We start from the raw sequence: 21,027 nt of genomic DNA, 5'->3' as shown, positions 1-21,027 counted from the left end.
GGATGAAGCTCGCATGGCCCGATTTATTCCTTTGCTTTCACCCGAAGAGAGTGAGTCAAGTGAAGATATTTAAATGATCATGCATTTTATATTTACCTGCTGTTTCAATTCCTTTTATAATAAATTCGTTCTTACTCGGAACTATTATTCATGATTGAATTATTCTTGTTTGAAATAAAGTGAAAAAGCGAAAGCAAAAATAATGAAGTGTGAATGTATTGTATAATTAAATGATTAGGTTGTGGAATAGATGAGATAAGTGTACAAAAAAAGGGCTGCCAGCGTTGCCGACAACCCTCTAACCTTAACCCTAACCCGATACAAATATACAACGTTTTTTTATTCCGGCAATAAAATGCTTGAATAATTTTTTTATTTTTTCGAGTTATGCTTTTTGAATATATGGTATAACACTCTTTTTTCACGCTTTAACGAAAAGTGTTTCATCTGATAATCACCCTCTACTTCGGCATAACTATCGTCATCCAAGCCAAAGTCACTCGATCCTACTGCCGTTCTGCAGAAGGTGAATCCAGTCCCTTGGGTGGGACTAAATAATTTGGTCATTACTTCTTTTTGCGATTTGGGGATAAAAACATTAATGCTTCACCTCCTATTTCGTTGAAGGCACCGCCAACCCCTTCCAGGGTTTGAAACTCAATGTCAGGGTAAATTTTAATTTTGTTGCTTCTTGGTATATTGCTTGATTCTTTAGACGTTGTTTGATTATATTTTTTGATAAACTGGTCTTCAAAGGACCCCTCTTTTACTTCAACATAATACGCTTTTACGTTTGTTCGGGCCGTTGCAACCATACTAAAATAAAAAATTAGAGAAGAAATAAAAAAGAATTTTGTTGCTCATAACTTTATCAGATGCTTTAACAACTATATAAGATTGTTTTGTTTATATAATTGAATGGCTGAAATGTAAAAAATGTTTTGAATAAGAAAATAATGTTTTATTTAAGTAGAGAGGTGTGACCCCATTAGATTTAATTTTTTTTGTAGGTGCGTTGAAATTGTTTTATAGCTAGCGCAGTTGCTTTTTAATTAAATGCTTAACTCAAAAGAATCGTAGTGGATTTTAATTTTCAATTCAACTTTTAATATTTCTGCAGATGAAATAAAGGGAAATACTTTTGCCTGTAGCAATGCAATTATATTTTCGGCAGATACTTTTTTAAGAATTTTTTTGTTGATAATGATGGCTTCTACATTTGGGTGATTATCTTCAATTATTATAAATTGGTCAGGAATAAATATATCAAAAAATTTAGAAATTTCAATCTTACCATAGGGTGACTCCTTTCCAATGATCAAAATATCTTCGAAAATAGGTAAATTGATTTCCTCAAAACCTAGTTCTATTTTATAGCTAAAAGATGGTTTTTTCGACATAAAAGGTAATTAATATCTTAATTTTACGTATTTGTAGAGTTGATACACCAATGTTATATATTTTGCTGGAAATCCCAAAGGTAAAGGTGCCTATTCCTCTTCTCATGGTCGTTTCGCCAGTTTTTGCGATGTCCCGGAACTGGATTTTAAAAATGTTCCATTAAGCTTGTGAGTTAGTTATGCCCCGGCAATAAGGTTTTGGGGTTGGGCGAAAATTTTCATAAACTGGCTTAAAATAAGGCGAAATTTTTTGCAGTTTGTGGTTAAGGTGGCAATTGTACTTTTGTTAATTAATTTGGGAAAGGAATTAACAGGGGGGCAAATTATTTTGTTCTCTTATTTATTTATTTGCTCAATTGTTGATGAAATATAGAATTAATTAATTTTTTATTAGTAAAAAATATTTATATATGATTGAATTAAAGCTTTTTAAGTCAACAAACACCCATTAGTCCACTAAAGGGGTAATCCTCCGCTCTCGTAAATCATAAAATAAATTTATAAATGCCCCTTCTACCTGAGCACTCCTGTCCGCGTTTTTATACATGTTTCTTTGTGGCAAAAGTCGCCATGCTCGTTTCATTGGTTAATAAAATGAATGTTTACCATATAAAGATAACCATTAATTATTAAAAATGTTCTAAATGAATAATTTAAGAATATTAAATTAAGGTCTTGAATAAAGATTTGTACCAAATGTCGGACCATTTAGGCAAAAGAAAAACCGCAACCCTCTATATTTTAAAGAATTGCGGCTTATTGTTCGTGATCCGGGCGGGATTCGAACCCACGACCGACAGCTTAGAAGGCTGTTGCTCTATCCAGCTGAGCTACCGGACCAGCATTTTCAAATGCGGTGCAAATATAGAAAAAAGTTATTAAAATTGAAGCCACAGAGGACAAAAGTTGTCTTGTCGAAGTATATGAAATAGTTTACCCCAAAGCGTATGATTTAATAAGGTAATGATTTTTAATAATGTTGATGCAGGTAAGAGTATCATTCCTATCCGATAAAAAGTCGGGGATTAGTAGAAGATGATTCGTTTCAACACCCATTTGTAATAAAAAAAAATACCGGAAGATTCGTGATTTGTAATCCGAATACTTCCGGCTTATACCAGTTCAAAACCTCTAACAATTTTAATGACTGGTATGGAGGGCAATAGTTTTACAACTATTTTATATATAGAAAGGTTTGGTTAAATATTTTTTTAAAATTTTTTTCGTAAAAGTTACTAAACCCATGGGGCTAATGGAACTGATAATTAGTGTATAGTTCTTAGTCATTAGTTAACCAACACTAATGACCAGAAACTTCTTCTTCGTTAGTATTTTTTATTCACCACTTTTCCCGTAATTTGGTAAAACCCTTGCACTCGGATCGTCAACGTTACAGTTTTCCCATTCTTTGTTGGGCATCCAAAAGTCTTTAATCAAGTTGGCACGACCGGGGAAATGACTTTCAAAAATATCTCGGTACATTAACGATTCTTTAGAAAACGGTGTGGCATACGGATATTTTTCTTTGGCTTCTTGAAGGTCTTTGTCGCTATATAATTCTTCGGCGTAATCTTTTAGATAATCGACAACGCTGTGACCCACTGCATCCGAAAAGGCGGCTTTTTCCCGGTAAAGGATATCTTTAGGTAGATAATCTCCTTCGAAAGCTTTGCGAAGCAGGTATTTACCAATACCCGTATAATTCATCTTCTTTTCAGGACGTATGGCCATCACATATTCAACAAAATCCAGGTCGCCAAACGGAACACGGGCTTCCAGTCCGTTGGACGAGATGCATCGGTCGGCTCTCAGAACATCATACATGTAAATTTCTCGTAGGCGTTTTTCCGCCTCGGCCTGAAAGGCTTCGGGCGATGGTGCAAAATCGGTGTATTTATACCCGAATATTTCATCGCTGATTTCACCCGTCATTAGTACTTTAATGTCGGTGTTTTCATGAATATATTTACTGACGATGTACATACCCATCGAAGCGCGGATGGTGGTGATGTCCCAGGTTTCGATGTTATAGATTAGGGTGCTGAGGGTGTCGAAAATATCTTGTTTTTCGAATAATACTTCGGTGTGGTCGGCGCCCAGATAATCTGCCACCTGACGGGCGTATTTGGTGTCAATGGGGCCATCTTTTATGCCAACGGCAAATGTGCGAATAGGCTTATCGGTCATTCGGGAAGCGATGGAACAAACCAGGCTGGAATCGAGTCCACCACTCAAAAGAAATCCTAACGGCGCATCGCTGTCCATCCGCTTTTCAACGGCTCGGGTTAATCGTTGATTAATCTCTTTAAAAATAGTTTCCTGTTCGTCATCGTGAAAAGCTTTTACTTTGGCAATGTCGCGATAACAAACAAATTTTTCGCCATCGTAACAATAGCCGGGAGGAAATGGGCGTATTTCTTTGCAAATGTTATGTAAGGCTTTCATTTCGCTGGCAAAAAGGATTTCCCCTTTCGCATCATAACCGTAAAACATGGGGCGGATGCCTATGGGATCACGAGCTGCCAGATATTTATTCTTTTGGCTGTCGTAAATAACACAGGCAAACTCGGCATCCAAAGCCTGGGCCATCCCTATAATCCCTTTTTCCAGGTATAAGGGGATCATAACCTCGCAATCGCTGGATGATTTAAATGGGAATGTTTTTTCATAAATTTTTCGTAGTTCACGAAAGTTGTAGATTTCTCCATTACATACCAGGCTGATGTGTTTGTATTCCAAAGGTTGATTACCATTGTTAGAGAGGTCCATTATTTTTAATCGATGGAAGCCTATCCATCCTTTATTTCCAAGATCTTTGATTATCGTATTGTCGGGACCCCGGTATTGCAGACTTCTGAAATCATGCACTATCTGCAGGCGTTGCATCGGGTCATCGCCGGTGTAAACAGTAAATCCACACATGGTAATCGGTTTTTGTTCCAGTAAATAATTAATTGTAATGTTTTCGATAGCAAAAGTAACAAATTAAAATCAAAAACAAGCAAAAAACTTACAATTTTATCTTAAAATGGCAAAATTAGTTTTGATTAGAATATTTTAATGCTGAAATGCTTATAGATTACAGAAGAAAGTGATGGTAGGAAGTCAGATTTCAGAAGCCAGAGGTCAGAGGTTATTAATCAGATATTTGTAATATGTAGATATAAATAGAAATTAGAGGAATATAAATGGAATTAAGTGGATATAGATGGTTGTTTCTGGTTACTGGTTCATTCCGGCCTCTTATATCTAACCATCTAAAAATCTTAAATCTAAAAAACTACATATTGATTTCCCTGTCTCTGAATCCCAACAGGTAAAGGATAGCATCCAGTCCGATGGTAGAGATGGCATGCCTGGCCGAAGCTTTTACTTTGGGTTTGGCATGAAAGGCAATACCTAAGCCGGCTTCTCGTAACATGGGCAAATCGTTGGAACCGTCACCCACGGCAATAACTTGTGCCAGATTAATGTCTTCCTTGAAGGCAATAAGTTTGAGAAGTTCGGCTTTCTTCTGGCCATTGACGATTTCTCCCACATGCCTGCCGGTAAGTTTTCCGTCTTTTATTTCCAATTCGTTGGCAAAGACATAGTCGATACCTAACTTGTTTTTCAGGTAATTGCCGAAATAGGTGAAACCGCCCGAAAGAATGGCAGTACGATAGCCATATTTTTTCAGTGTTTTGAAGAGTCTTTCCGCGCCTTCGGTCAGGGGTAATGATTCCGCCACTTCTTTCATGACCGATTCATCGAGGCCTTTGAGTAAAGCAACCCGTTGTTTAAAGCTTTCGTTAAAGTCGATTTCGCCACGCATGGCCGCCTCGGTTATGGCACTAACCTTATCGTAAACACCTGCCCGCCGGGCCAGCTCATCAATAACTTCGGTCTGTATAAGGGTAGAATCCATATCAAAGCATACCAGCCTGCGATTGCGGCGGTAGATGTTATCTTCCTGAAAAGCAATATCTATTCCTGTTGAAGCGGATATTTCGATGAAGCGGTTTTTCATCTCCTCGATGTTGGCAGGTGTGCCCCGAACCGAGAATTCAACTACCGATTTGGTTTTTCCGTCCGGATCATCAAGGGGAATACGACCGCTCAGTCGCGTAATGATATCAATATTTAGTTTTTGTCTGGAAATCTCCCGGGTGACTGCCGCCAATTGACGTGCAGTAAGTTTGGGCGACAACAGGGTAATTATGTAGCGTTCTTTCCCTTGATTGTCTACCCAATCCTGGTATTCTTTTTCACTGATGGGGGTGAACTTGACATGAAGTCCTATTTCGTAAGCCTTAAAGAGAATATCTTTGAGGATAGGCGACGATTCCGATTTGGCCGGGACTTCAAACAAAATACCCAGACCCAGATTCTGATGAATCACCGCCTGACCAATATCCAGAATATTAACATTGTATTGTGCCAGGATGCCGGTTAAGGCAGCGGTTTGCCCCGGCTGGTCTTCGCCGCTGATATTTAATAATATAATTTCTCTTTTGTGGCTCACGATAGCTTCAATTGTGAAAATTAACAGTCACAAAGATATTAGTTTTTAGTTCATTTTTTCTATTGCTATTAAGTAAAATCGACCCAATCATTTTAACTTCCTCTTACGCTTTTATAAAAAAACTTTCTGGTAACTTAACACTCTATCGACCTAACAACCTAATAGCCTATTGTGCTGTCTGCTTATGGAACATTTTTATGCTTAAGCCTTTATATGTTGACCATCCGGCTTTGTCTGTAACCCGGATAAAAAAATGGTAATCGCCATCATCATAAAGACCGTCATTATTGCCTGCCGGGATGGTTATTAATTGGTTGGTTTCATAAATAGTTAAACCATCTGGGATACTGAAACTTTCAATAAAAGCGAATGGATTGATCGGTTCTTTATTGGCGCCAGGGTTACACTCGGTTACTTCGGTGGAATGTGAGTGGTGATCAAAGTTGTTATGAATATCAATGCTGAAAGAACCTAATTCCTCATTGTCGGTGAAGAGTAGCTTTAATTCAAAGGTTTCGCCAAAATAGATTGTGTCGCAATTTGTTGGGAAAGCATCTTCAATTGATATATCAATAATCGGTTTTTCCTTATCAGGATCTTCATCATCACCACAAGCGACAACGGTGAGGATGACAAATGTTACGATTAGAAGCTTGCGTAAATATTTCATAATGGTTGAGTTTTTATATAATATGATATGGAGCTATAAATTCTGCTAAGAATAATGATGACCGAGGTTGGTTATAACAATTTTGTGTTTATGGAAAGCCCTTGACCCATGGGATTGATGACCGGGAAAAGGATCAATGTTATTGATCATGCGCTTTCCATAAGGTTGAAAACTTAAATCTCTTTAATGTTCATGCATTTTCTATAATGTAATGGTAACCGGGTAATGTTCTGAGACGGCCCAATTTCCATTAGCATCTTTGCTCTTTATCAGGATGTAGTAATTGCCCGATGCCCATGCATTGTCTCCTTCAATGGGTGCCGGTTCCATGTTGTTATCGTATTCGGCACCAACTTCTATGGATGCTGAAAAGGTGTGAGAGGCTTCATTTTCGAAATCATGCGTGTGCAACATAACAATAATGGAAGTATTACTTCCCGTTACATCGTCATCACTGATTTCATCACTCTCTTTAACCAGAGCGACCAATAGTCCGGCCAGCGAAGAGTTATCGGTAACCGTTCCTTCGATGGTTATGGTTTCCCCACTTGAAAAACTCTGACCGCTTTCCGGCGATGAAGTAACGCTAATGGTCGGGGCTTCATCATCGTTCAATGCTTCAATGGTAATATCTTCCTCAACAGTAGTTTGATTACCTCCCTGGTCGGTAACGGTTAAATGAAAATGATATTCTCCCGGAACGGTTTCGGCAGGGATGTCCACATGTTCGTGGAAAGTGGTGTTTAAGAGTCCTTGAAATTCATCGTATTCAACTGCTATTTCATCCTCGCTTCCTTCCTCCCGGTGGATTTCAATGGTGATGATATCGATTTTACCTTCGGCAACAATTTCTGCTTCAACGTGCAGGTCACTGCCAACGTAGGCCGTACGGCTGTTATCAATGCCGATCTCCAGGTCTGTGATAACCGGTTTAGATACCGAATCATCGTCCTCGCACGACCAAAATAGTCCGGTGAATGAAAGCATTAATCCAATGGCTATGTTTTTCAGTGTTGTTTTCATGATTATTTGATTTAGCGTTAGTAATTGATTGAATATTAAAATTTATGAATTAGTGAAACAGCCTTTTAATCTCCATATCTCCTTAAGGAATTGTTGGAGACAGAAAAAGGTATAGACAGGTTAATGATCACATTTCGTCCCGGTTCAGGAACATTGATTAGTCGATAATAGCTGGTATGGTTAAAATACTTTGTGTCAAAAATATTCTTTACCTGGATTGAGAGATTTAAGATTTGCTTTCCCGGTTTTATATCACCTCCCAATGCAGCATCGACCACCTGATAACCATCTGTGGGTTCTTCCGGAGGAACAATGTTGTTTTGTGCGGCCGTTATCTTATAGTCGATAGAGCCATAGACATTTTCGGCAAATTTTAATTGGTGCTTCTGATATTTGATGTTGAATATGGCAGAGGCAGGGGGTGAAAATGGCAGCGTAAAACCTTTTTTCCCGCCCGTTAATTGTTCCGAATAGACATATTCGCCGATTATTCCTGCCTGAAGGTTTTTAAATAATTTATAATGAGCATGAATTTCTGCACCATATCTGAATACTTCACTCTCGGTATAATAAAACACTTGATTGCCGTTGCCGTAGAGTCTGTCGTGTTCAGAGCTCGGATTCAGGTATATATAATTGGTGAAATAGTTCAGGAAGGGACTGGTGCCCAATGCCAGCCGGTTGGAAGTATATTCTATTCCTGCATCCAGCTGGTAGGATATTTCGGGCGACAAATCCGGGTCCCCTACTTCGTAGCTGAAGTGATGATAATTCACCCCATTTGCTGCCAGTTCCTTGGGAATGGGCATGCGATAACTCTTCCCTATGTTGGCCTTAAACGACCAATTGCCGGGATTATAGTTATAGCCTGCCGACCATGATAAATTGGAAAAGGTACGGTCGATGGCAGCGGCTCTGCTCAGATATTGCATGGTCGTATCGCCGTTGGCAATCACCGGCGACGGGAACCAGTCGTAGTATTCCCCGGTCGTTAAATGACCATAATCGTAACGCAGGCCAAACTGAAGTATGCTTTTCTCTGAAATCGTACGTTTGGCTATTGCATAACCCCCTATGGAAAACAGGTTGTAGGCGGGGATAATAAAACCTCGCCCGCCAATGCGGTTGTCCTGATATTCACTATTGATACCCATGGTAAGCGACATTTCTTTATTCCATGTGTGGGTTAACTTCAGATTGCCAGAGTAGATATATTTGTCAAACTCTCGTTCCAGGTCCGGGTCAAAATTCAGCGTGTCCGGGAATATGGCTGGCATATAACCATGGTTGACATATTGGCTCCATTCCTGACGAAAATTGTGCTGGAAACCTAAGTCTGTTTCAACTTTCAACCTCTCTTTGGTGTATTGTCCGGTGTTGGTTACCTTGAAATGGTTCACTTTCTGGTATGGGTAATTCACATCCCTGGACGACCGGTCGTGCAGCTCCGTATCCACATTGCGGGGCTCCAGACCATGGGCGTTGGCAAAGAAACCGCTCTTGCTGTTGACGCTGCTGATATGAAGCCTGTTTTGAAAATGTTTTTGAAGGATGCCGACTGTTAAATGGAAGTCATGTTCCTCACCTGCAGTGTTCCGAAGATTATTCTTATAAAGGGCTGCACGGTAGGAATAAATATCCACGCTGTCGGGAGGGACCTTATAGTCGGCATAATCCAGTATGGTTGCCCGAAAATTGGCAAAGAACCAATTTTTCCGTCCATATAACGACACCGAAGTGCCAAGAAAATCGTTGTTACTTTTTTCCGTAAGGTCCACCGTTCCTCCAATGGTATTGTTGACCGGCACTTTTCTGCTCTTCATGTCAATGACCCCGCCGATGGCATCGGAACCATACATGAGAGAGGCCGGTCCTTTAATCACTTCCACATTGTCGATGGCGTACTGGTCAATTTCGAGGCCGTGGTCGGCCCCCCATTGCTGGGCTTCGTGTTTGATATTGTTTTCAACCACCACCACCCGGTTGAATCCTAAGCCTCGTATGACCGGTTTGGATTGTCCCGACCCGATGTCTATGGTCGAGATTCCCGGCAAACGTTCCAGTGATTTCATCAGACTACCTCCCATATATTGTTTCAGATAGTCGTCGTTAACCACTTCTATGTTTAGGGTTGATTCCTTTTTACGGGTTTCGGCATAATGGTCTGTCACCACCACTTCCTGTAAATTGAGTGGCAGTGGATTCATTTTTGCATGATAGGTTAAATCATCCTTCAGGATAATGGTATCGGTCAGGGATTCATACCCCAGAAACGATATTTGGATAATATATCGCCCGCTTTGCAGATGGTGAAATAGGAATCGGCCTGATTCATCGGTGGCAGTTCCTTTTTGCACGGGCAGCAACACTACCGATGCGCCCGGCAACGGTTCTTCCCGGTCATTCACCACCACTCCTTGAAGGGTATGCTGAGTTTGTGCCAAAGTAAGCGTATACACAAAATGCAGGCACGCTACAAGCACAACAATTTTGCTCATATGTAATATGAATTGAGATTAAACAACCTGAGAAAGAGAGATGTGATAATTTATGATTCGCAGGTTGGGGGTGCCCGGGGCGTAGTGGTGGAGATTAACTGGTAGTAAGGATGTTCTGTTATAACTTCGGTGAGTCGCGCTTCAACTGTCGGGGTTGCCGACGCCACAGCGACGGTTTTGGGTAGCGTATTGGTGAAAAACTGAAAGTTACAAATGAGACAGGTTGGGTCTTTATGAATTTCGGTTAATCCTTGTGTTTGGGGGAAATCGTGTGTGTTATGGCTGCTTACCAAACGGGCATGCCCGGAAGGGTGGTCATGCATGTGATGATGAATTACATGAACCCCATGAAAGGCAATTGGGAATAAAAAGATTCCCAACAGTAGAAGAGCCATATTTTTACGAATCCCAATCACGTTTCTTTATCCTTTGACCAATTGCTTCGAGAAAACTGTTTTTAATCAATTCTTGCAACGCTGTTGCAAATATATGAACTTATTTTATAACTCTTGCAACGCTGTTGCAATATTTATGTGAAATGAATCTAAATTAATGGTGTGTTTTGTGAATGGGGGGCGCAGCTCTTTGACTCAATAGGTTGTATGGTTAGGGTAGATGTTGACAAAAGAGAATAAAAGGCCTTTGGGGTATCTCCTTAACAGCCTTTTGTTTGAGACATGTCTTCAATTTGTTACATGGTGGGTAATTGGTTATTTGATCAAATCCACATGCACCATCCAGTTAATGCCGAATTTGTCGGTAAAAGTACCGTAATAGGCACCCCAGAAAGTCTTTTCCATAGGCATGGTGACTTTTCCGCCTTCCGACAGTTTTTTAAATAATCGGTCGGCTTCGTCGGTGCTAGATGTGGCTATCATAATAGAAATGTTGTCGCCATGAGTGACCACATTTCCAAAAAAGTTCGGTGGTGTCGTACCCCATTAGCATGGTTTCTTTGCTGATGGGCAGAGCAATGTGCATGATTTTATCTTTTTCACTCTCTGGCAGGGGAGGCATCCCTTCCTGTTTGGGCATTTCGCCGTAGGTTCCAAGGTAGGAGAATTCACAGCCAAAGACGGATTGGTAAAATTGAAAGGCTTCCCGGCAGTTGCCGTCAAAGGCCAGATAAACGTTTACTGTAGTCATGGTTTTTAAGTTTTGGTGATTTATCACAATTCTTTTGAATTATAGAATTGACGTGAATCAGGCCTTTCGCCAACTCCTAAATGTAATATTTCTTAATTTCTGACTTTAAATCAATTATTCATCTAAAGAATTTGGCCCTCTTATTTAAGAATAACAAAATTTATTTCAAATAGTTTAGCGTTGTTTGTCTTTAATGAATGAAACGAGCATGACAACATTGGGGTGCAACAAAAAAATTTGTATAAAACCATTTGTCATGCTAATTCCATCAGACCAATAAATTAAATAAATATATTATACTGATGAAAAAATCCCAAAATGTTGGATATATTGTTTTGTGTTAATGTAAAATACTTGAAATTAGTGTTTTGGTGATTTGTCCTACATGGTTTAATACCAGTTTTTCTACATTTTAAAACAGTTTTTGCTGTAATTTTGGTTTCATTTCGCATAAAATTGTAAAGCCATTTTATTGAGTAACTTCTCTAATATTATGTCGTTTGGAGAAGGCTTTTACGAATCATCATTTCAAACCTTAAATCAGTTTTTATTATGCGAAAGACCGAATTTTTGAGATTGTATCTTTTGATGTTTGCATTCGCGTTTTCCGTTTCAACTTTTAGTCAACAGGAATTGACCGTAAAAGGAACGGTAACCGATCAAAGGGGTGAGCCGTTGCCTGGCGTTACAATCACTATCAAGGGAACCACCACAGGCACGATTACCGATATTAATGGAAATTATTCATTAAAAGTACCAGGAAATTCTGTGCTTGTGTTTTCTTTTATAGGAATGGAGAATGAGGAAGTGGCTGTTCAAAACAGGCAACAGATCAATATCACTATGCGTGAGAGTGTAATAGGCTTGGATGAAGTGGTGGCCATAGGGTACAGTACTGTCACCAAGCGAGATCTTACGGGATCGGTTGCATCGGTATCGGGTAAAACCATCTCAAAGGTGCCTGTAACTAATGTTTCACAAGCTTTATCAGGACGATTGGCTGGTGTGCATATCACTACGGCCGATGGTTCACCTGATGCGGAAATGATCGTTAGAGTTCGTGGTGGAGGGTCTATTACTGGTGACAACAGTCCTTTATATATTGTAGACGGGTTCCCGGTCTCAAGTATTAACGATGTGGCACCCGGTGATATCGAAAGTATTGATGTTTTGAAAGATGCTTCTTCAACGGCTATATATGGTTCGCAGGGTGCTAACGGGGTAGTAATCATTACTACTAAAAGTGCCAAAGGAGGAAAGACTGATGTTTCGTACAACAGTTTTGTGCAAACAAAACGATTATCTAGACGACTTGATGTTCTCGATGCTTACGAATATGTTATGCTCAATTATGAGTTGGCAGCCCTTAGAGGTGAGGATGCATTAAACAGTTTTCGCAATAAATTTGGAGTGTATGAAGACCTGGAGTTGTATAAGTACCAAAAAGGTACTGACTGGCAGGATAATATGTTTGGATCTGATGTAATTTCACAACAACATAATTTGTCAATAACAGGAGGAAACGATAAAACCAAATTTTCACTCAGCGGCACATGGAATTATGATGGTGGTTTAATGGAAAATAATGATTATGAACGATATAATGTTAATTTTAAGTTGAGCCACAAATTAATTGATAATCTTAAGTTTGATGTTAATGCCAGAGTTTCGGATGCCATTATTAACGGTTCAGGAACTTCGGGAGGAACTTATAAGGTAAGAACTTCACAGGCCGTTACCAAAGGACCGGTTAATGGGTTGGACGATTTTATCGAGGTAAATCCAAATACCTTAAGCGATGATGAATATGAACAATGGCTACGAAGCAATCTTACCCTTTCGGAATTGGCTGCACAATACTGGAAACGTAGATACCGGAAAAGTTTTTATTTCTCCGGAAGTCTTACCTGGAATATTCTGGACAATTTAACCTATCGTATAGATGGTGGATATCGCTATGGTTTCGACGAAACGCAAAACTATTGGGGTGAATATACCAGTAATGCTTCTTATGTAGGTGGCGAGCCGTTGGTCGACTGGACCAAAGCCGATGCCCGAAAATTGAGACAGGCACAAACACTTTCCTACAAATTTAAGATGGCTGAAGACCATCGTTTCGATCTGTTGGTTGGGCAAGAGTTTATTACTAATAAAGGGGGGAACTCCTATATCTATGCTACCAACTACAGTGCAGATCTATCGCCGGAGCGTATTTTTGCCAATATGGGATTGTCGGATGGAACTATTAAGATTTCTAGTACGGTGAATGACGAAGATAATATGGCATCTTTTTTTGGCAGGTTTGGTTATAATTTTCGTGATCGTTATTTGTTAACATTGACTGCCAGGACCGATGGCTCATCCAAGTTTCCCGAAAAAAATCATTGGGGCTTTTTCCCCGCGGCTGCCGTGGCTTGGCGTATTTCTGAAGAGCCTTTTATGAACGGAATGCGAAATTGGTTGTCACATCTTAAGCTGAGAATCAGTTATGGTGAAGCCGGCAATAACCGTATTAAAAGCGCTATGTATAAGCAGGAATATAAGATTAATACTTTCAAAGCTTATGGTATTGGTGATCAATTGACCGGATATTATGAGCCCAGGAACAAGCAATTAGCTAACCCTGACCTTAGATGGGAAACTACCATTACCCGAAATGCAGGTCTTGACTTTGGTCTTTGGAACGGAAGAGTGTCAGGTACTGTCGAAGGATATTGGAATTCTGCGGAAGATCTTCTCATCGAACGTGCCATAGTGGCGCCAGGTTACGAGACAACCATCGAAAATGTGGGAGAAACTTCCAACAAAGGAATTGAATTTTCTATGAATGCCTTTATTCTGGATGAAAGGGATTTTTCGTTGTCTGCTAATTTTAATATAGGTTTTTACAGAACAAAGGTTGATAATCTTGCCGAAGGCATTCAAGAACAGTCTTATGCTTCAGGATGGGCAGGTACCGACCTAAAAGGATATTACGACTATAGGGTTAGAGTTGGAGAACCTGTAGGACTGATTTACGGTTGGGTGACTGATGGTTATTATACCACCGATGATTTTGAATATTTCGATGAAGCAACTGGTAAATATGTTCTTAAAGATGGTGTACCTACTACAGGGTTATACGGCGGTGTAATTGGTATTCGTCCCGGTACCTTGAAATTAAAGGATATGCAATCGCCAGGGGAAGAAGGATATGGTGTTATTGATGATAATGACCGAACCATCATTGGTGATACCAATCCGGACTTTTATGGTGGTTTTGGTTTGGATGCTACTTACCGTGGATTTGATTTTTCCGTTCTATTCAACTTTGTGTATGGTAATGATATTTACAATGCTAACAAGTTGGCATCTACCCAGCAATACCGTACTAATTATCCTAACATGCTGGAAATGATGCATGTTAATAATAGATATACTTATCTTGACAGAAGGACAGGGGAAATAGTAACCGACCTGGAAACACTTCGACAAATGAATGAAGGTCAAAATGCAAAAGCTATGTGGTCGCCATTTACCTTTGGTAATGCAATCACCTTGCCGCATTCATGGGCGATTGAAGATGGTTCTTTCCTTCGCCTTCAAAACATTACGTTAGGATATACTTTACCTGAACGAATTAGTTCAATCATTGCTTGTGAGCAATTTAGAGTGTTTGCTACCATCAACAATGCTTGGATATGGACCAATTATACAGGCTATGATCCCGAAGTTAGTTCGCCTGTACGTAATTCTTCCACTTCAGGACTTACACCCGGGGTCGACTATTCATCTTACCCCAAAAGTCTTTCTTGGACCTTTGGGGTAAATGTGAAATTTTAAGCCCCTGGTAATTTGTGGTAGTTTTAATTTTTAGACTCTTAATTATTTGGTTTTAAATACTGAAAAAAAGATCAGGTTATGAAAAATATCAACATACTTCTGTTTTGTATCCTCCTTTTTTCATCATCTTGCGAGGATAAGCTGGATGTAAGTTCACCTTCTTCGTTCAATTCCGATTACATATTTTCCAACACCACCGATGCAAAAAAGGCATTATTGGGAGTTTATTCCTTGTTTGGTCATGATGCCTATACTTCCCGAATGTCTTGTGTTTGGATGCAAAATACCGATGTGGAAGCTATGCAACCTGCTGCGAATCCCGATGGTTCGAGGCGTGATGTTTGGTCCCTTCAAGGTGGTTTGCTTACCGGGTTTAAAGATATCTATTCTGCCTGGCAAAATAATTATCTTGCCATAGATAGGGCCAACCAATGCATAGAAGGTATTAAAAGTAGTAGTATAGCTGATGACCCAGATATGAAAATGCTTTTGGGTGAAGCATATTGTTTAAGGGCATACCGTTATTTTCTTTTGTGTAATTTCTGGGGCGATGTACCCTATTTTACCGAAGCGGCCAAAGCGGGTATGCAACTGGATGTGCCTAAAACGGATAAGAATATTATTTATTCCGGATGTATTCAGGATTTGGTAAATTGTGAAGCAGATATGTATTTTGCCGATGAATTTGCTGACGGCATTGAGCGTATGAATCGGGAATTTGCCTTAGGCCTTATTGCCAGACTTGCTTTGTTTCGTGCAGGTTATGGAATGACTAAAGAGGGGATTATGAAAAGAGCCGATGATTATTTGGATGTGATGGGAAACGATTCGTTGGCGGTTACTTATACTGATATGAACGGAACGGTTAAAACTGCCCGTACATACAAGGAGTATTATCAATTGGCTTCAGATTATTGCCAAAAGTTGATGGCTTTGAAAGACAGAGAACTAAATCCCGATTTTGAAACAGTCTTTAAAAATCAGTCTACATTCCAAAAACCGGTTAATGATGATGTACTTTACGAGGTAGCTTTTCTGGCTTCTAACGGCGGTGATGTGGGGTGGTGTATAGGTACCACTGTAAACTCCAGTTCTAAAGGTTCTACAACCATTCAGGTTAATCTTACACCAACTTACTATTTTTCCTTTGATGATAAGGATAAGCGCCGTGATGTTACTGTTTCCAAAATTTATTATGAAAGCGATAACGATCAGTTTGTGTCGGCAATAACTGGCCTTGCCACTGGAAAGTGGAATAGGTTAGATCTTCCTATCGATCCGGGTTCTTCTTCTTCAAAAGGAACGGGAATTAACTGGCCGTTGATGCGTTATTCAGACGTACTATTGATGTTAGCAGAGGCAGAAAATGAGTTAAATGACGGACCTAATGCCCTTGCTAAAGAAGCTTTGGCCCGTGTACGAAGACGTGCTTTTGATGCGGAATACCATCCATCTAAAGTAGACGACTATATTGCTAATCTTAATTCTAAGGAAGAATTCTTTGAGGCTATTGTTGATGAAAGGGCTTGGGAGTTTGGCGGTGAATGCTTGCGAAAGTTCGATCTGGTCCGTTGGAATATTTACGGAAAGAAGATTGTGGAAACCAAACGTGCTCTCGATAATATGGGTAAGGCCGCATGGAATCTTGATGTTTCAAATCCCGAAGTCACCCAATACATTAATTATGCAGATCGGTTGTACTTTCAGAAAAAGAACGGTGAGGTTATTTTCTTGAATACTAAATACGATCCTGATGAAGTGCCGGAGAAGATTGTTGATGTAACGGAGCTGGAAGAACCAGGAAATGAAGATGCTTATGCTCAACAAAACTGGACAATAAACCTTTACAAAGTTGATGAAGATATGGGAATTTTTGAAAGTGCCGATTATACTGTTCGATGTTGGAGAGGGTATACCGATGATACCGGCCTTTCGGCTGTTCCCTATCTTTTGCCAATTCCTTCCACAATTGTGGGGAATAGTATATATCTTAATAATGAAGGTTATGGGCACGTTTTTTCTGCAAATTAATAATGATAGCACTAACTTTAAATAGGTCCAATCAATCATAAAACAAGCGTGACCAGTTTTTTGGTTAAATCTAGAACATGTTTAAATAAAGATTTGTGTGTTTTATCAGTCCAATGAGCTAAATTAAAGGTATGTTATATTAATGTTAATGAAAATTCGAGCAAGTTTATTAGTGGCTTGTTTCTCATTAAAAATCAAAAGGTCATGAAAAATAAAACCGAATATATACGCTTCTTCAGTTCCCAATTATTTGTTCAAAAAGTTATTTTTGTGATGATAGTTTTGTTAGCCGGTTTTTACGGTTGTAATGAAGACGATGAATTGGGTACAGCCGACCGTTTGTTCCGACCCATTATCAAAAATGTAACTGCAGGTGGAACCTGGATTCGTGCAGAATGGGATAAGTACAGAAATGCCGATTATTTTCAACTGGAACTTTCCGTCGATTCGTTTGAAACAATTACCGTTGAGGCCGAAACGGATACCAATTATTATAAGTTCGAAAATTTAGATTATGATACCGGCTATTACTTGAGGATAAAAGCTGTAGGGCAAAATATTGAATCAGAATATTTTGTCTACGAAAAGATTTCAACTTCAGATTATCCTACCCAGTTGGAGCCGATAACGAAAGTTATCGATACCAAAGCCATGGTTTCCTGGAAAGATGCTGTTTACGACAGCTTGGTTGTGGTACATAACGATACTTTAATTTCCACTGTGTTTCTTGGGGATACCGACAATGAAAATAAAATGGTTATAATTGAAAAACTAAAGCCAGAAACATCTTACGTCGTCAAGGCTTATTTCCAGGGAGAATACATGGGTAAACAAAGCTTTTCAACCATGGCATCTCCTATATACGAGGGAGCTGTCGTTGATCTTAGAGATTATGATGAGGAAACCGCTTATACTATTCTTAAACAGAGCTTTTTCGATCAGATGGCTACACAATACCCTGAAGGAGTGACCATAGTATTAGATGGTGGTACTGAATATAAACTTACCGGTGCTCGATTATATTCTCCCATCTCTTTAACTGGTGGCTTAAGTTTGGAAGGTAATGCAATTATTCGTGTCAGTGGTAATTTCGATTTCACAACTGACGGAACTGCCAATGTTTCCAAATTTTCATTTTCCAACATTACCTTTACAGATCATCCCGATAAGCTTAGGGATTATGGTTCTACTTATGTCTTTAATTTCGGTTCTGCAGGTCATGTGGATTCAATTTTATTTGAGAATTGTGAAATACGCTATAAACGAGGGGTATTACGGATAAAAACCGCCGCAACTATTGGCCTTGTTTCTATAAATAATTGCATCATTGATTCCATCGGAGGTTATGGGGTAATTAACCTCGATAATGGAGGGGCCGGAGCAGAAGAAATTATTATTTCTAATTCAACCATTTCACATCTTGACGGCTACATTGTTCGTGCCTCGAAAACTAATCTGCAACCTAAATCCTTAACTGTTGAGTATGTAACAACCTGTTTCGCTCCTGTAGGGGGAAGATACTTCTTTGATTTGGATAAAAAAACCTTCGAAGATGGTATTAAAATTAACAATTGTTTGTTTGGGAAAGCTTGGGGAGATGATGTGACCGTGCGTGGATTAAGAAGTGCTTCAACAAATGTAACTTTATCACAGAATTATAAAACGAGTGATTTGGTTTGGGAAGTCAATGCCGAAACGCTATCTGAAATGTACCCCATCGAAGCCTCTGATTTGGGTGAGGACATTTACTCTGTTTTTAAGGACCCTGACAATAGTGATTATACTTTAATTAATAATTCCGTGAAGAACAGAGCCGGTGATCCCAGATGGTGGTAAAGGAAATTGATGTTGGTGTTATAAAACTTAACCTTTTGTAAAGTAAGTGTCGCTTTCTTCTGTGCTTAGTGTAATGAGTTTTTTAGGCTTCATAATTGGGCCATAATGAGGAATAGCGACACTTCCTTGGTTGATAATAGAAAATGAATATGTGTTTAATTTTTCTTTCTAAATAGACTATAATATGAGGTGTTTGTTAATTTTTCTCTTAATACTCTCTTTGTTTAGCTGTCAAGGTGATCACCTAGACGCACAAGATCCTTCTTCAGACCCAGGTGATTTTATAAGCATATCTTTTGCCACAGGAGATACATTGATTATTGATTTGGACCATTTTATTCCTCCGGTGCAAGGAACCATAATCAGTGAAAATGATCTGGCCAGCGTCAAGTTTATTCGGATTAACGGGGGTAATCCGACTGTACTTAAGGAGATTACTACCTTTGAGAATAACCGGAAGTTCGTATTCAATGAAGCTATTGATATGAATGCCTCCACATCGGAAGTTATTGTAGAAGCAATCGATATCAACGGAAATGATGCTACGGATAAATTGAAGATTATTAATATTGAGTCATTGGGTTTTTCTGCTGCACCTATTGGAAACACAATAGCATTTCCAGGAGCTGAAGGACATGGTTGTTATACCTCGGGAGGACGTGGCGGTAGAGTATATTATGTTACTAATTTAAGGGATGACGGAAGTGAAGGTTCATTGCGTTGGGCTTTGTCAAAAAATGGACCACGAACAATCTTGTTTAAAGTTTCAGGAACCATTGAATTGCAGCGGGAATTGAAAATTACAAATGGTGATTTGACTATAGCTGGTCAAAGTGCTCCGGGCGATGGCATCTGCCTACGAAATTATCCGGTTACCGTGGATGCGGATAATGTAATAATTCGTTTCTTAAGATTTAGAATGGGAGATACTGAACAGCAGGAGGGAGATGCTCTGGGTGGACGTTTCCATAAAAATATTATTGTTGACCATTGTTCCATAAGTTGGTCTACCGATGAATGTGCCTCTTTTTATCAAAATGAGAACTTTACAATGCAGTGGTGCATAATTTCCGAGAGTTTACGAAACTCAGTCCACAACAAGGGCTCTCATGGATATGGCGGAATTTGGGGCGGTAAAAAGGCATCTTTTCATCATAACCTACTGGCTCATCACGACAGTCGGAATCCAAGGTTAGGTGAAATCAATGGTGACGCTTTTGCATTGACCGACCTGGTAGACCTGAGAAATAATGTTATTTATAATTGGCAGGGTAACAGTTGTTATGGAGGCGAAGCGATGAATGTCAACATTGTGAATTGCTACTACAAACCAGGTCCTGCTACTACAAGAACTGAGAGAATTATTGCCATCGATTTGGAAACTGAAGAAGGTTTTGCTACAACCGGAATTTGGGGTAAATTTTATATTGATGGAAATTTTATGGCTGGTTCGCCTAGAGCAACCAATGATAATTGGACTTATGGAGTTTATAATCAGTTTCATAGTAAATACGGGACAATTCCTGAAGCTGATAAAAGCAATATGCGTCTCGACTCACCTCTCGACCCTGGATTGATTACTACTCATACTGCCCAGGAAGCTTATGAATTGGTGTTGGATAGGGCCGGCGCTTCGTTATCCCGAGATACGGTTGATGCACGTATTGTTCATGATGTTCGAACCGGAACTGCCACTTTTATGACTGGCGGAAACGGTAGCGTCAATGGCATTATCGATACTCAGTCGCATGTGGGTGGTTGGCCCGAACTAAAGTCAGAGGAACCCCAAACTGATACCGATTGGGATGGTATACCTGATGAATGGGAACTGGCTAATGGTTTGAATCCTCAATGTATCTCTGACAGTTGGAAATATGACCTTAGTGAATCATATACCAATTTGGAAGTTTATTTAAATGAGCTGGTAAAATGGTAAAATGACCTGGGTGGTGATGATATTTCATCTATAAATCTTCACTTTTTGTCTAAATATCCCACCTCAAAAGTCAATTTGTTACCGGTGGATTTTTTATCGATTGATTAAGATTGTATAAACATTTTTTATTATCCGGATAATTTGTCTTTATATATCCGTTG

At 39.4% G+C, this 21,027-nt stretch carries 15 protein-coding genes and 1 tRNA gene; 4 read left to right on the top strand and 12 right to left on the bottom strand.

Annotated features, from left to right (window positions below; all coding sequences use genetic code 11):
* Positions 1-372: 372 nt before the first annotated feature.
* The 12 genes from BM130_RS02690 to BM130_RS02640 form a co-directional block, all read right to left on the bottom strand.
* Entirely contained in the window at positions 373-567 is a 195-nt protein-coding gene (locus tag BM130_RS02690) for a beta-glycosidase (RefSeq protein WP_010528674.1), read from the bottom strand.
* Positions 567-815, bottom strand: coding sequence for a hypothetical protein (locus BM130_RS02685; RefSeq protein WP_010528673.1), 249 nt, complete (start codon positions 813-815; stop codon positions 567-569). Before BM130_RS02685 ends, BM130_RS02690 begins: the two co-directional genes overlap by 1 nt.
* Before the next feature lie 237 nt (positions 816-1,052).
* The gene (locus BM130_RS02680; RefSeq protein ID WP_010528672.1) at positions 1,053-1,400 is read right to left on the bottom strand and encodes a hypothetical protein; all 348 of its coding nucleotides are present in this window, start codon (positions 1,398-1,400) and stop codon (positions 1,053-1,055) included.
* Between the two features lie 766 nt (positions 1,401-2,166).
* Positions 2,167-2,240: transfer RNA gene (locus BM130_RS02675), tRNA-Arg, on the bottom strand.
* 495 nt (positions 2,241-2,735) lie between these two features.
* A complete protein-coding gene (asnB, locus tag BM130_RS02670; protein WP_010528671.1) occupies positions 2,736-4,322 on the bottom strand; it encodes an asparagine synthase B in 1,587 nt (528 codons plus the stop codon).
* A 358-nt stretch (positions 4,323-4,680) separates the two neighbouring features.
* Positions 4,681-5,904, bottom strand: coding sequence for a phosphoserine phosphatase SerB (gene serB, locus BM130_RS02665; protein WP_010528670.1), 1,224 nt, complete (start codon positions 5,902-5,904; stop codon positions 4,681-4,683).
* Positions 5,905-6,070: 166 nt separating this feature from the next.
* Positions 6,071-6,574 (bottom strand): DUF4625 domain-containing protein, encoded by a 504-nt coding sequence (locus BM130_RS02660; protein ID WP_010528669.1) that lies wholly within the window; start codon positions 6,572-6,574, stop codon positions 6,071-6,073.
* Between the two features lie 201 nt (positions 6,575-6,775).
* Positions 6,776-7,597 (bottom strand): DUF4625 domain-containing protein, encoded by an 822-nt coding sequence (locus tag BM130_RS02655; RefSeq protein WP_010528668.1) that lies wholly within the window; start codon positions 7,595-7,597, stop codon positions 6,776-6,778.
* 65 nt (positions 7,598-7,662) lie between these two features.
* Complete coding sequence (locus BM130_RS02650; RefSeq protein ID WP_010528667.1) at positions 7,663-10,095, bottom strand: TonB-dependent receptor; 2,433 nt, start codon at positions 10,093-10,095, stop codon at positions 7,663-7,665.
* Between the two features lie 50 nt (positions 10,096-10,145).
* A complete protein-coding gene (locus BM130_RS02645) occupies positions 10,146-10,490 on the bottom strand; it encodes a hypothetical protein (protein WP_010528666.1) in 345 nt (114 codons plus the stop codon).
* 315 nt (positions 10,491-10,805) lie between these two features.
* Positions 10,806-10,973, bottom strand: a complete 168-nt coding sequence (locus tag BM130_RS15545) for a VOC family protein (RefSeq protein ID WP_202796544.1) — start codon at positions 10,971-10,973, stop codon at positions 10,806-10,808.
* Positions 10,957-11,241 (bottom strand): VOC family protein, encoded by a 285-nt coding sequence (locus BM130_RS02640; RefSeq protein ID WP_202796543.1) that lies wholly within the window; start codon positions 11,239-11,241, stop codon positions 10,957-10,959. Before BM130_RS02640 ends, BM130_RS15545 begins: the two co-directional genes overlap by 17 nt.
* A 552-nt stretch (positions 11,242-11,793) precedes the next feature.
* On the opposite strand from BM130_RS02640, the gene BM130_RS02635 reads away from it, so the two are divergent.
* The 4 genes from BM130_RS02635 (at position 11,794) to BM130_RS02620 (ending at position 20,866) form a co-directional block, all read left to right on the top strand.
* A complete protein-coding gene (locus BM130_RS02635; RefSeq protein WP_010528665.1) occupies positions 11,794-15,063 on the top strand; it encodes a SusC/RagA family TonB-linked outer membrane protein in 3,270 nt (1,089 codons plus the stop codon).
* A 78-nt stretch (positions 15,064-15,141) separates the two neighbouring features.
* Positions 15,142-17,094: a RagB/SusD family nutrient uptake outer membrane protein gene (locus BM130_RS02630; RefSeq protein ID WP_010528664.1), complete on the top strand. Its 1,953-nt coding sequence runs from the start codon at positions 15,142-15,144 to the stop codon at positions 17,092-17,094.
* 204 nt (positions 17,095-17,298) lie between these two features.
* Positions 17,299-18,930, top strand: coding sequence for a DUF5123 domain-containing protein (locus BM130_RS02625; protein ID WP_010528663.1), 1,632 nt, complete (start codon positions 17,299-17,301; stop codon positions 18,928-18,930).
* Positions 18,931-19,114: 184 nt separating this feature from the next.
* Positions 19,115-20,866, top strand: a complete 1,752-nt coding sequence (locus BM130_RS02620) for a pectate lyase family protein (protein ID WP_010528662.1) — start codon at positions 19,115-19,117, stop codon at positions 20,864-20,866.
* The last annotated feature ends 161 nt before the right edge of the window (positions 20,867-21,027 follow it).

The organism is Thermophagus xiamenensis, assembly GCF_900112795.1.
Classification (GTDB): Bacteria; Bacteroidota; Bacteroidia; order Bacteroidales; family Marinilabiliaceae; genus Thermophagus; species Thermophagus xiamenensis.
This window is presented reverse-complemented; position numbering and strand designations above follow the sequence as displayed.

Coding starts and splice junctions, on each gene's coding strand:
- BM130_RS02635 (WP_010528665.1), top strand. CDS start 11,794: ATGCGAAAGACCGAATTTTTGAGATTGTATCTTTTGATGTTTGCATTC.
- BM130_RS15545 (WP_202796544.1), bottom strand. CDS start 10,973: ATGATAGCCACATCTAGCACCGACGAAGCCGACCGATTATTTAAAAAA.
- asnB (WP_010528671.1), bottom strand. CDS start 4,322: ATGTGTGGATTTACTGTTTACACCGGCGATGACCCGATGCAACGCCTG.
- BM130_RS02620 (WP_010528662.1), top strand. CDS start 19,115: ATGAGGTGTTTGTTAATTTTTCTCTTAATACTCTCTTTGTTTAGCTGT.
- BM130_RS02655 (WP_010528668.1), bottom strand. CDS start 7,597: ATGAAAACAACACTGAAAAACATAGCCATTGGATTAATGCTTTCATTC.
- BM130_RS02645 (WP_010528666.1), bottom strand. CDS start 10,490: ATGGCTCTTCTACTGTTGGGAATCTTTTTATTCCCAATTGCCTTTCAT.
- BM130_RS02630 (WP_010528664.1), top strand. CDS start 15,142: ATGAAAAATATCAACATACTTCTGTTTTGTATCCTCCTTTTTTCATCA.
- BM130_RS02680 (WP_010528672.1), bottom strand. CDS start 1,400: ATGTCGAAAAAACCATCTTTTAGCTATAAAATAGAACTAGGTTTTGAG.
- BM130_RS02690 (WP_010528674.1), bottom strand. CDS start 567: ATGACCAAATTATTTAGTCCCACCCAAGGGACTGGATTCACCTTCTGC.
- BM130_RS02660 (WP_010528669.1), bottom strand. CDS start 6,574: ATGAAATATTTACGCAAGCTTCTAATCGTAACATTTGTCATCCTCACC.
- BM130_RS02650 (WP_010528667.1), bottom strand. CDS start 10,095: ATGAGCAAAATTGTTGTGCTTGTAGCGTGCCTGCATTTTGTGTATACG.
- BM130_RS02685 (WP_010528673.1), bottom strand. CDS start 815: ATGGTTGCAACGGCCCGAACAAACGTAAAAGCGTATTATGTTGAAGTA.
- BM130_RS02625 (WP_010528663.1), top strand. CDS start 17,299: ATGAAAAATAAAACCGAATATATACGCTTCTTCAGTTCCCAATTATTT.
- BM130_RS02640 (WP_202796543.1), bottom strand. CDS start 11,241: ATGACTACAGTAAACGTTTATCTGGCCTTTGACGGCAACTGCCGGGAA.